Source organism: Cellulomonas endometrii, from assembly GCF_949769265.1.
Taxonomy (GTDB): Bacteria; Actinomycetota; Actinomycetes; order Actinomycetales; family Cellulomonadaceae; genus Cellulomonas; species Cellulomonas endometrii.
Map to the genome: position 1 here is coordinate 195,891 of NZ_CATKPC010000005.1, position 11,002 is coordinate 206,892.

The window sequence follows — 11,002 nt, forward strand, 5'->3', positions numbered from 1 at the left end:
GATACACTCGGGTACCACAGGCACCGATCCGGCCATCACCGGGGAGCCTCCGGAAGAACAGGGCGCCGCTCGCGACGCCCCCAGTAGAACCGGACGGGTAGGCCCGTCACAGCCGTCGCGAGTGGTCGCGCGCCACCGGGTCAGCACCCGGGGGCGAGCGGCAAGCGGGGTGGTACCGCGGTGGGTACCGGGTCGATCTCGACCCGGCGCACGTCGTCCCCGTGGGTCCGCCACGCACCGCGCCCGCCGGGCGCCGACCACAGGAGCGCCAGCCGCCATGGCCTATCCGCTGCACCGCACGCCCACCGGCAAGCACGCCGCGCCCCCGGCCCCGGGATCGTCCTTCGGCCTGCCCGCGTCCCCGGACCTGCCCGCCCTGGAGAAGGACGTCCTGGCGTACTGGGACGCGGACGGCACCTTCCAGGCGTCGATCGACGCGCGGGACGCCGGCGAGGACGGCGCGAACGAGTTCGTGTTCTACGACGGTCCGCCGTTCGCCAACGGCCTGCCGCACTACGGGCACCTGCTGACCGGGTACGCGAAGGACATCGTCGGCCGCTACCAGACGCAGCGCGGCCGCCGCGTCGAGCGCCGGTTCGGCTGGGACACGCACGGCCTGCCGGCGGAGCTCGAGGCGGAGCGGATCCTCGGCATCACCGACAAGTCGCAGATCGAGCAGATGGGCATCAAGGCGTTCAACGACGCCTGCCGGACCTCGGTGCTGCGCTACACCGACGAGTGGCGCGTGTACGTCACCCGCCAGGCCCGGTGGGTCGACTTCGACCACGACTACAAGACGCTCGACCCGACGTTCATGGAGTCGGTCATCTGGGCGTTCAAGCGGCTGTACGACAAGGGCTGGGCGTACGAGGGCTACCGCGTGCTGCCCTACTGCTGGAACGACCAGACCCCGCTGTCGAACCACGAGCTGCGCATGGACGACGACGTCTACAAGGACGTCCAGGACCAGACCGTCACGGTGACGTTCCCGCTGACCGGCGAGCGCACGGCCGAGCTCGGCCTCGACGGCGTCGCCGCCCTCGCCTGGACGACGACGCCGTGGACCCTGCCGACCAACTCGGCGCTCGCGGTCGGCCCCGACGTCACCTACGCGGTGGTCCCTGCCGGCCCGAACGGCACCTCGGCGACGGGCGCGCAGTTCCTGCTCGCCCGCGACCTCGTCAAGGGCTACGCGAAGGACCTGGGCTACGACTCCGCGGAGGACGCGCTGGCGGCCGTGACCCGCGAGGTGCGCGGCGCGGACCTGGCGGGCGTGCGGTACGAGCGGCTGTTCGACTACCTGGCCGACCAGCCGGGCATGGCCGAGCACGGCTTCCAGATCCTGCTCGCCGACTACGTCACCACCGAGGACGGCACGGGCGTCGTCCACCAGGCGCCCGCCTACGGCGAGGTCGACCAGGAGACCTGCGAGGCCGTCGGCATCCCGACGGTGCTCAGCGTGGACGAGGGCGGGAGGTTCACGAGCCTGGTGCCGGACTTCCAGGGCCTGCAGGTGTTCGAGGCGAACAAGCCGATCACGCAGCGGCTGCGCGCGGACGGCCGGCTGCTGCGCCAGGCGTCGTACGTGCACTCCTACCCGCACTGCTGGCGCTGCCGGAAGCCGCTGATCTACAAGGCCGTCTCGTCGTGGTTCGTCAAGGTCACCGCCTTCCGGGACCGGATGGTGGAGCTCAACCAGGACATCTCCTGGGTGCCCGAGCACATCAAGGACGGGCAGTTCGGCAACTGGCTGGCGAACGCCCGCGACTGGTCGGTGTCGCGGAACCGGTACTGGGGCACGCCGATCCCGGTGTGGGTGAGCGACGACCCGGCGTACCCGCGCATCGACGTGTACGGCTCGTTCGCCGAGCTGGAGGCGGACTTCGGCCGGCTGCCGCTGAACGACGCCGGCGAGCCGGACCTGCACCGGCCGTTCATCGACGAGCTGACCCGCCCGAACCCGGACGACCCGACGGGGGCGAGCACGATGCGCCGCATCCCGGACGTGCTGGACGTGTGGTTCGACTCCGGGTCGATGCCGTACGCCCAGGTGCACTACCCGTTCGAGAACGCCGACTGGTTCGAGCACCACTACCCGGGCGACTTCATCACCGAGTACATCGGCCAGACCCGCGGCTGGTTCTACCTGCTGCACGTGCTGGCCACGGCGCTGTTCGACCGCCCGGCCTTCCGGACGAGCGTCTCGCACGGCATCGTGCTGGGCTCCGACGGCCGCAAGATGAGCAAGTCGCTGCGCAACTACCCGGACGTCAACGAGGTGTTCGACCGGGACGGCTCCGACGCGATGCGCTGGTTCCTCATGGCGTCGCCGATCCTGCGCGGCGGCAACCTGGTGGTCACCGAGGAGGGCATCCGCTCCGAGGTCCGCCAGGTGCTGCTGCCGCTGTGGAGCACCTGGTACTTCTTCGCGCTGTACGCCAACGCGGCGAACGGCGGCGAGGGGCTGACCGCGCGCCGGGTGACGCCGCAGACCCCGCTGAGCACGATGGACCGGTACGTCCTGGCCCGGACCCGGAACCTCGTCGAGCAGGTCACCGCCCAGCTCGACGCGTACGACGTCCCGGGCGCCTGCGAGACCGTCCGCGTGCACCTGGACCTGCTGACCAACTGGTACGTCCGCACGCAGCGGGACCGGTTCTGGGCGGAGGACCAGGCGGCGTTCGACACGCTGTGGACCGCGCTGGAGACCCTGACCCGCGTGATGGCGCCGCTCGCGCCGCTGCTGTCCGAGGAGGTCTGGCGCGGCCTGACCGGCGAGCGGTCGGTGCACCTGTCCGACTGGCCGGACCTCGCGGCCGCCGACAGCGCCGACAGCCTCGCGCTGCCCGCCGACGACGACCTGGTCGCGGCGGTCGACGGCGTCCGCGAGGCGGTGTCCGCCGCGCTGGCGCTGCGCAAGGCGAACGGCCTGCGCGTCCGCCAGCCGCTGCGCGAGCTCCGCGTGGCGACGGCGACCCCGGAGGCGCTGGCGCCGTTCACGGACCTGCTGGCCGCGGAGCTCAACGTCAAGCACGTGGCGCTGTCCACGGTCGAGGAGGCCGCCGCGGGCGGCGTCGCGGTGCGCCGCACCCTCGCGGTGAACGCCCGCGCCGCCGGCCCGCGCCTGGGCCGGGGCGTCCAGGCCGTGATCCGCGCCGCGAAGGCGGGGGCCTGGGGCGTCGGCACCGACGGCGCCCTGGTGGTCCGCACCGACGAGGGCGACGTGCCGATGCTCGAGACGGAGTACGAGCTGAGCACCACGGTCGACGTGGCGTCCGGCGACGGCGAGGGCCCGGCGCTCGCCGCGGGCGTCCTGCCGTCGGGCGGGTTCGTCGTGCTCGACCTGGCCCTGGACGACGCGCTCCGCGCCGAGGGCTACGCCCGCGACGTGGTCCGCGCGGTGCAGGACGCACGCAAGGCGGCCGACCTGGCCGTCAGCGACCGGATCCGGCTGACCCTCGGGGTGCCGGCCGAGCACGAGGAGGCGGTCCGCACGCACCGGGACTTCATCGCCACGGAGACGCTCGCCGCCGAGGTGGTCGTCGAGGCGGCCGCCGAGCTGGCCGTCGCGGTCGAGCGGGTGCAGGCGTGAGCCCGCAGAAGGGTCGCGGCGGGGCCGACCACCTGAAGGACGAGGCCGCCCAGGCCGCCCGCCGCGCGGCCGACGAGGTCTACGCGGGCATCCTCGAGCGGGCGCCGGAGCACGACATCGACCCGACGCTGGACCGCGTCCGGGCGGTGTGCGAGCTGCTCGGCGACCCGCAGAAGGCGTACCGCGTCGTCCACGTCACCGGCACCAACGGCAAGACGTCGACCGCCCGGATGATCGAGCGGCTGGTGCGCGAGCACGGCCTGCGCACGGGCCGGTTCACCAGCCCGCACCTCACGCGGGTCACCGAGCGCATCGCGATCGACGGGGAGCCGATCTCCGACGAGCGGTTCGTCGAGGTCTGGCAGGACGTCGCCCCGTACGTGCACATGGTCGACGTCCAGGAGCAGGCCGCCGACCGGCCGCGCCTCAGCTTCTTCGAGGTGTTCACGGTCATGGCGTTCGCGGCGTTCGCGGACGCCCCGGTGGACGTCGCGGTGATCGAGGTCGGCATGGGCGGGCGCTGGGACGCCACCAACGTGGCCGACGGCGACGTCGCGGTGATCACCCCGGTCGCGTACGACCACGAGCGCTGGCTCGGGCACACCCTGGTGGAGATCGCCGGGGAGAAGTCCGGGATCATCAAGGACGGCGCGACGCTGATCCTGTCCCAGCAGCAGGAGGACGCCGAGGGCGTGATCCTGCACGCCGCCGCCGAGCGCGGGGCCCGCGTGGTCCGCGAGGGCGTCGACATCGACGTGGTGGAGCGGCAGGTCGCCGTCGGCGGCCAGCTGCTGACGCTGCGCGGCACCGGCGGGACGTACACGGAGATCTTCCTGCCGCTGCACGGGGAGCACCAGGCGCACAACGCCCTGGCGGCGCTCGCGGCGACGGAGGCGCTCATGGCCGGAGGCGGGGCGCTCGAGGGCGGCATCGTCGAGGTGGCGTTCGCCGACGCGGAGTCGCCCGGCCGCCTGGAGCTGGTCCGGTCCAGCCCGACGGTGCTGGTGGACGCCGCGCACAACCCCGCGGGCGCGGAGGCGCTGGTCGCCGCGGTCGAGGAGGCGTTCCACTTCCAGCGGGTGGTGGGCGTCGTCGGCGTGATGGCGGACAAGGACCCCGAGAACATCCTCGCGGTGCTGGAGCCGGCGCTGGACGAGATCGTCGTCACCCGGGCCTCGAGCCCGCGGGCGATGGACGTCGAGGACCTCGCGGAGATCGCGGTCGACGTGTTCGGCGAGGACCGGGTGCACGTGCGGGAGCGGCTGGACGACGCCGTGACCCTCGCGGCCGACCTGGCCGAGGCGGAGGTGGAGCGGGGCGCGGCCGTGCTCGTCACCGGCTCGGTCGTCCTGGTGGCCGAGGCGCGGGTCTACCTGGGCCGCGGCTGACGGCCGGTCCCGGCGAGGCGCCGGCGGCGGGCCGCGGCCCCGCCGCCGCACGTTCGCCCCTTGACGCGCGCGACCTGCGCGGCGAGTGTGAGGACTGCAGCGGCGACGGTGCCGCGGCCGGCCGCCGTGAGAGGAATCCCGACGTGAAGAAGCTCATCAACGACCCGCAGACCGTCGTCGCCGAGTCCGTCGAGGGGTTCGGTCTCGCGCACGCCGACGTGGTCGAGGTGCACACGGACCCGCTGTTCGTCGCCCGCGCCGGCGGCGCCGTGAGCGGCAAGGTCGGGCTGGTCTCCGGCGGCGGCAGCGGGCACGAGCCGCTGCACGCCGGGTTCGTCGGCGACGGGATGCTCGACGCCGCGGTGCCGGGCGCCATGTTCACGTCGCCCACCCCGGACCAGATCGCCCCCGCGTTCGCCGCGGCGGACGGCGGCGCCGGCGTGCTCGCGATCGTGAAGAACTACACCGGTGACGTGCTGAACTTCGAGACCGCGGCCGAGCTCGCGGACGCCGACGACCTCACCGTCCGCACGGTGGTCGTCAACGATGACGTGGCCGTGGAGGACTCGCTGTACACCGCGGGCCGGCGCGGCGTGGCCGGCACGGTGGCCGTCGAGAAGATCGCGGGGGCCGCCGCGGCGCGCGGGGACGACCTCGACGCGGTGGTGGCGGTGGCCGAGAAGGTGGTCGCCAACGTGCGGTCGATGGGCGTCGCGCTGACCGCCTGCACCGTCCCGCACGCCGGCAAGCCGTCCTTCGACCTGCCGGAGGACGAGATCGAGATCGGCATCGGCATCCACGGCGAGCCCGGCCGGCGGCGGATCCCGCTGGCCGGCGCGGACGAGATCACCGAGATGCTGCTGACGCCGGTGGCGGACGACCTCGGGCTCGCGTCGGGGGAGCAGGTGCTGCTGCTCGTCAACGGCATGGGCGGCACGCCGCTGAGCGAGCTCTACGTCGTCTATCGTCAGGCACGCAGGCTGCTCGAGGGCCGCGGGGTCCAGGTGACCCGGTCGCTCGTGGGCAACTATGTGACATCACTGGAGATGCAGGGCGCCTCGGTCACTGTGCTCCGGCTGGACGACGAGCTCACCGCGCTCTGGGACGCGCCGGTGCGCACGGCCGCGCTGCACTGGTAGCCGGCCCGCCGCCCTCCGGTGACGTGGCCGTCGGCTCGACGGCGGAGGTGGGAACGCAGGATGACGGAGACCCTGGGTGCGGCGTGGGCGGAGGCCTGGGTGCGCCGGACCGCGCAGGTCGTGGCGGAGCACCGCGAGGAGCTGATCGAGCTCGACCGGCAGATCGGCGACGGCGACCACGGCGAGAACCTCCACCGGGGGTTCACGGCGGTGGTGGCCAAGCTCGACGCGCAGGAGGCCCCGCCCGGTGACGTCGGCTCCGTCCTCAAGCTGGTCGCGACCACGCTGATGTCCACCGTGGGCGGCGCCGCCGGCCCGCTGTACGGGACGGCGTACCTGCGCGCCGCCAAGGTCACCGGCCTGCCGGAGCTCGACAGCGGGGCGGTGGTCGCGATGCTCGAGGCCGGGCTGGAGGGCATCGTCGTCCGCGGCAAGGCCACGACCGGCGAGAAGACGATGGTCGACGCGTGGTCGCCCGCGGTCGAGGCCGCGGTGGCGGCGGCCGACGCGGGCGCGTCGCCGGCGGCGGTGCTGGCCGCGGCGGCGGAGGCGGCGCGCGCGGGGGCCGAGGCCACGATCCCGCTGACCGCCACCAAGGGCCGCGCGTCCTACCTCGGCGAGCGGTCGGTGGGCCACCAGGACCCGGGGGCCACGTCGACCGCGCTCGTCCTCGAGGCGGCGGCGGGCACGGCGGCGGCGGAGGCGGCGGCGTGACGGCGCCGGTCGCGCTCGTGCTGGTGTCGCACTCGGCGACGCTGGCCGAGGGCGCCCGCGAGCTCGCCGCGCAGATGGCGCCGGAGGTGCTGATCCTCGCCGCCGGCGGCGACGGCGCGGGCGGCCTGGGCACGAGCTTCGACCTGGTCGAGCAGGCGCTGACCGAGGCCACCGCGGACGGCCGGTCCGCGGTCGTGCTGACGGACCTGGGGTCGGCGGTCCTCACCACCGAGTCGGTGCTCGACCTGCTCGACGAGGAGGTCGCCGCGCGGGTGCACCTCGCGGACGCGCCGTTCGTCGAGGCGGCGGTCGTCGCGGGGGTGACCGCCGCCGGCGGCGCGCCCGTCGGCGAGGTGCTCGGGGCGGCCGTCGCCGCGGGCGCGGGTTTCCCGCACGCGCTCGGCGCGGGTGAGGTGGAGCCGGCAGGGGAGGGCGTGCCGCACCAGGGCGACCGCACGGGGGTCATCACCGCGCACGTCCTGGTGCGCAACCCGCTCGGGCTGCACGCCCGGCCGGCGGCGGTGCTCGCCCGCATGATGGCCGGGTTCGACGCGGCGGTGCAGGTGGACGGCGTGAACGGCGCCAGCGTGCTCGAGCTCATGCAGCTCGGCGCGACGCAGGGCCGCACGCTGGAGGTCTCCGCCTCCGGGCCGCAGGCGCGCGTGGCGGTCGACGCGTTCGTCGGCGCCGTCGAGGAGGGCTTCGGCGAGGTGTGAGCCGCGCCGTGTGACGGCCGCCGCACCGACGGGTGCCTGACACAACCCTGCAGACCGTGCAAGAATGCATGCCGTGCAGGATTCCGTCGCGGTGGAGCAGGTCGAGGCCGAGGGGCTGCGCGCCCGCAAGAAGCGCGCCCGCCTCGAGGCCCTCGTCGACGCCACCCACCGGCTCGCCGGTGAGCACGGCCTGGACCGCGTGACGGTCGAGGCGATCTGCGCGGAGGTGGGCGTCTCCGTCCGCACGTTCTTCAACTACTTCGAGTCGAAGGACGACGCCGTGCTGGGCATGGCGCACTGGTCCATCGACCCCGCGGCGGCTGAGACGTTCGCGTCCGGGGGCCCCAGCGGCCACCTGCTCACGGACCTCCAGGTGCTCGTGGCCGACGTGCTCGACCACCCGCCGCTCGGCAAGGAGCGCATGGAGCGGGCCTTCGAGGTGGTCAAGGGCCACCCCGAGCTGCTCGTGCGCGCCTACACGCACCTGCAGGGCCTGCACGACGACATCGCGGCCCTGGTCCGGCGCCGGCTCGGCGAGGACACCGACGAGTCGGTGGTCATGCTGGTCGGCTCCCTGCTCATGGTGCTCTCGCACGCGACGTTCATCCGGTGGGACTCCGCCGGCGGTGCGGGCGACGTGCACGAGCACCTGCCGTCGGTCGTGCGTGACCTGACCGAGATCGTGTCCCCGCCCCGCTGAGCCCCGTTTCCCCGCGCACCACCGCCGACCCGCACCCCCGCACTCCGCCGACGACGGCGCACGCCCCCGGCCGGAGCCGCCGCGGGCGTGCGCCGCGCCGGCCCGAACCCAGAACGGACGAGGTACCCCATGGCGACCACCGCCCCCGCCCCCGACAAGCCGCTGGTGGTGCTGAACCAGCGCACCGTCTGGCTGATCTTCGGCGCCCTGCTCGCGAGCATGCTGCTGTCCTCGCTCGACCAGTCCATCGTCGGCACCGCGATGCCGACCATCGTCGGGGAGCTCGACGGCGTCGAGCACCAGGGCTGGGTCGTGACGATCTACATCCTGGCCATCGCGATCGTCATGCCCCTGTACGGCAAGTTCGGCGACCTGTGGGGCCGCCGCTGGCCGTTCCTCGTCGCGATCGGCCTGTTCACGCTCGCGTCGGCCGGCGCCGGCTTCTCGCAGAGCTTCGTGGAGCTCGTGGTCTGGCGCGGCGTCCAGGGCCTCGGCGGCGGCGGCCTGATCATCCTGTCGCAGGCGATCATCGCCGACATCGTCCCCGCCAAGGACCGCGGCAAGTACATGGGCCCGATGGGTGCGCTGTTCGGCGTGTCCGCCGTGGCCGGCCCGCTGCTCGGCGGCCTGTTCACCGACCACGCCGACTGGCGCTGGTGCTTCTGGATCAACATCCCGTTCGGCATCGCGGCGCTCGTCACCGCTTGGTTCACCCTGAAGCTCCCGACGCACCGGTCCGGCCGCAAGCTCGACGTCGCCGGCATCGTGCTGCTCACGCTCGCGACCTCCGGCCTGGTGCTCGTCACCTCGTGGACCTCGGTCTCGGGTGAGGGCCGGTACGACTGGTCCGACGGCCGCCTGGTCGGCCTGCTGGTCGGCACCGTCGTCGCCGCCGTGGCGTTCGTGCTGGTCGAGCTGCGCGCGCAGGAGCCGATCCTGCCGCTGCGCCTGTTCAAGAACCCGACCTTCACCCTCGCCACCGGCGTGGGCCTGGTCATCGGGATGGGGATGTTCGCCTCGCTCGCGTTCCTGCCGACGTTCCTGCAGATGTCCACGGGCTCCGGCGTCACCGAGTCGGGTCTGCTCATGCTCCCGATGACCGTCGGCGTCATGCTCACCGCGATCGGCTCCGGCATCGCGATCACCAAGACCGGCCGGTACAAGGCGTTCCCGATCACCGGCATGGCGATCGCGACTCTCGGCCTGGCGTGGCTGACCACCATCACCGGCGACATGTCGATGGTGCTGTTCGGCGTGATGATCTTCGTGCTGGGCGCCGGCCTGGGCCTGGTGATGCAGACGATCGTGCTGGCCGTGCAGAACTCGGTCGACCCGCACGAGCTCGGCACCGCCACCAGCGCCAACAACTTCTTCCGGGAGATCGGCGCGGCGGTCGGCACGGCGCTGTTCAGCACGATCTTCACGACGCGCCTGTCCGAGCGGCTCGGCGACGTGTTCGCCGGTGCGCCCGCCGGCGGCGTCGACGCGTCGGCCGGCGCGGAGTCGCTGACCCCGGCGATCGTGCAGCAGCTGCCCGAGCAGCTGCACGACGGTGTGGTGAACGCCTACACCGAGGCCCTCGCGCCCGCGTTCTGGTACCTGGTGCCGCTGCTCGCGGTCGGCTTCGTGCTCACGCTGTTCCTCCGCGAGGTGAAGCTCTCCGACGTCGCCGGCATGGTGGCGCGCGGCGAGGCGACGGCGGGCGAGCCCGCGGCCGCCGACCCCGCCGACCGCGCTGCCGACCCCGCCGACCGCGCTGCCGACGGGGTTGCCGACCGCGCCGCCGACCGTGCCTCCGCCGAGCCCAGGTAACCTGCGCGCGTGAGCATGCACGCGTCCCGTCCGCCGCGCCCGAAGCGCCCCGCCAAGCCGCAGTTCACCTCGATGATCCTGGTCCTCGAGGGCGTGCTGGTGCTGTTCGCGGCGCTGACGGCGCACGGGCTCGCGGCCGCCGACCCCGAGGGGAGGGCGGCCGCGGGCCCGCGGCTGTGGATCGTCGCCGGGGTGATGTTCCTGGTGCTGGTGGTCCTGTCCCGCCTGGTCACGGCCCCGGGCGGCTACGTCGCGGGCTCCGTCGCGCAGCTGCTCGTCATCGCGTGCGGGGTGGTGATCCCGTTGATGTACGTGCTCGGCCTGCTGTTCGCGGTGCTGTGGTTCGTCTCGCTGCGGCTGGGCGCGCGGATCGACCGGGAGCGGGCGGCGTTCGACGCGGCGCACCCCGACCAGACCCCGCAGGGCGGCCTGCCGCCGGCACCGGAGCCGCCCGCGGCCCCCGGCGCGGCCCGTTAGGGTTCGTCGGTATGAGCGACATCCAGCGCACCCTCGTCCTGGTCAAGCCCGACGGCGTCAGCCGCGGACTGTCGGGAGAGGTCCTCCGCCGCATCGAGGCCAAGGGCTACACCCTGGTGGCCGTCGAGCTCCGCACCGCCGACGACGCCCTGCTGCAGCAGCACTACGCCGAGCACGAGGGCAAGCCGTTCTTCCAGCCCCTGGTCGACTTCATGAAGTCCGGCCCGGTGCTCGCCGTGGTCGCCGAGGGGCACCGCGTCATCGAGGGCTTCCGCTCCCTGGCCGGCGCCACGGAGCCGACCACCGCCGCCCCGGGCACCATCCGCGGCGACCTGGGCCGCGACTGGGGCCTCAAGGTCACCCAGAACCTGGTGCACGGCTCCGACTCCCCGGAGTCCGCCGAGCGCGAGATCGCCCTCTGGTTCCCGTCGCTGCCGGCCTGACCCTCCACCTCCCGGGGCACG

9 protein-coding genes are annotated in these 11,002 nt (G+C 73.7%); all 9 read left to right on the top strand.

The window, feature by feature from the left end; all coding sequences use genetic code 11:
• Positions 1-277 precede the first annotated feature (277 nt).
• The 9 genes from ileS (at position 278) to ndk (ending at position 10,981) form a co-directional block, all read left to right on the top strand.
• Complete coding sequence (gene ileS, locus QNH85_RS08015; RefSeq protein ID WP_282945661.1) at positions 278-3,592, top strand: isoleucine--tRNA ligase; 3,315 nt, start codon at positions 278-280, stop codon at positions 3,590-3,592.
• Positions 3,589-4,980: a bifunctional folylpolyglutamate synthase/dihydrofolate synthase gene (locus tag QNH85_RS08020; protein ID WP_282945662.1), complete on the top strand. Its 1,392-nt coding sequence runs from the start codon at positions 3,589-3,591 to the stop codon at positions 4,978-4,980. Before ileS ends, QNH85_RS08020 begins: the two co-directional genes overlap by 4 nt.
• Before the next feature lie 143 nt (positions 4,981-5,123).
• Positions 5,124-6,119: a dihydroxyacetone kinase subunit DhaK gene (dhaK, locus tag QNH85_RS08025; protein ID WP_282945663.1), complete on the top strand. Its 996-nt coding sequence runs from the start codon at positions 5,124-5,126 to the stop codon at positions 6,117-6,119.
• Between the two features lie 60 nt (positions 6,120-6,179).
• Positions 6,180-6,833, top strand: coding sequence for a dihydroxyacetone kinase subunit DhaL (gene dhaL / locus QNH85_RS08030; RefSeq protein WP_282945664.1), 654 nt, complete (start codon positions 6,180-6,182; stop codon positions 6,831-6,833).
• Positions 6,830-7,549: a dihydroxyacetone kinase phosphoryl donor subunit DhaM gene (gene dhaM / locus QNH85_RS08035; protein WP_282945665.1), complete on the top strand. Its 720-nt coding sequence runs from the start codon at positions 6,830-6,832 to the stop codon at positions 7,547-7,549. Before dhaL ends, dhaM begins: the two co-directional genes overlap by 4 nt.
• 73 nt (positions 7,550-7,622) lie before the next feature.
• Positions 7,623-8,249, top strand: a complete 627-nt coding sequence (locus QNH85_RS08040; protein ID WP_282945666.1) for a TetR/AcrR family transcriptional regulator — start codon at positions 7,623-7,625, stop codon at positions 8,247-8,249.
• A gap of 129 nt (positions 8,250-8,378) precedes the next feature.
• Positions 8,379-10,061 carry an MDR family MFS transporter gene (locus tag QNH85_RS08045; RefSeq protein ID WP_282945667.1) on the top strand — a complete coding sequence of 561 codons (1,683 nt, stop codon included), beginning with the start codon at positions 8,379-8,381 and terminating at the stop codon, positions 10,059-10,061.
• A 15-nt stretch (positions 10,062-10,076) separates the two neighbouring features.
• The gene (locus tag QNH85_RS08050) at positions 10,077-10,538 is read left to right on the top strand and encodes a DUF4233 domain-containing protein (RefSeq protein ID WP_282945704.1); all 462 of its coding nucleotides are present in this window, start codon (positions 10,077-10,079) and stop codon (positions 10,536-10,538) included.
• Positions 10,539-10,549: 11 nt separating this feature from the next.
• A complete protein-coding gene (gene ndk / locus QNH85_RS08055; protein WP_282945668.1) occupies positions 10,550-10,981 on the top strand; it encodes a nucleoside-diphosphate kinase in 432 nt (143 codons plus the stop codon).
• Positions 10,982-11,002: the final 21 nt, after the last annotated feature.

Coding starts and splice junctions, on each gene's coding strand:
- ndk (WP_282945668.1), top strand. CDS start 10,550: ATGAGCGACATCCAGCGCACCCTCGTCCTGGTCAAGCCCGACGGCGTC.
- QNH85_RS08050 (WP_282945704.1), top strand. CDS start 10,077: ATGCACGCGTCCCGTCCGCCGCGCCCGAAGCGCCCCGCCAAGCCGCAG.
- ileS (WP_282945661.1), top strand. CDS start 278: ATGGCCTATCCGCTGCACCGCACGCCCACCGGCAAGCACGCCGCGCCC.
- dhaL (WP_282945664.1), top strand. CDS start 6,180: ATGACGGAGACCCTGGGTGCGGCGTGGGCGGAGGCCTGGGTGCGCCGG.
- QNH85_RS08045 (WP_282945667.1), top strand. CDS start 8,379: ATGGCGACCACCGCCCCCGCCCCCGACAAGCCGCTGGTGGTGCTGAAC.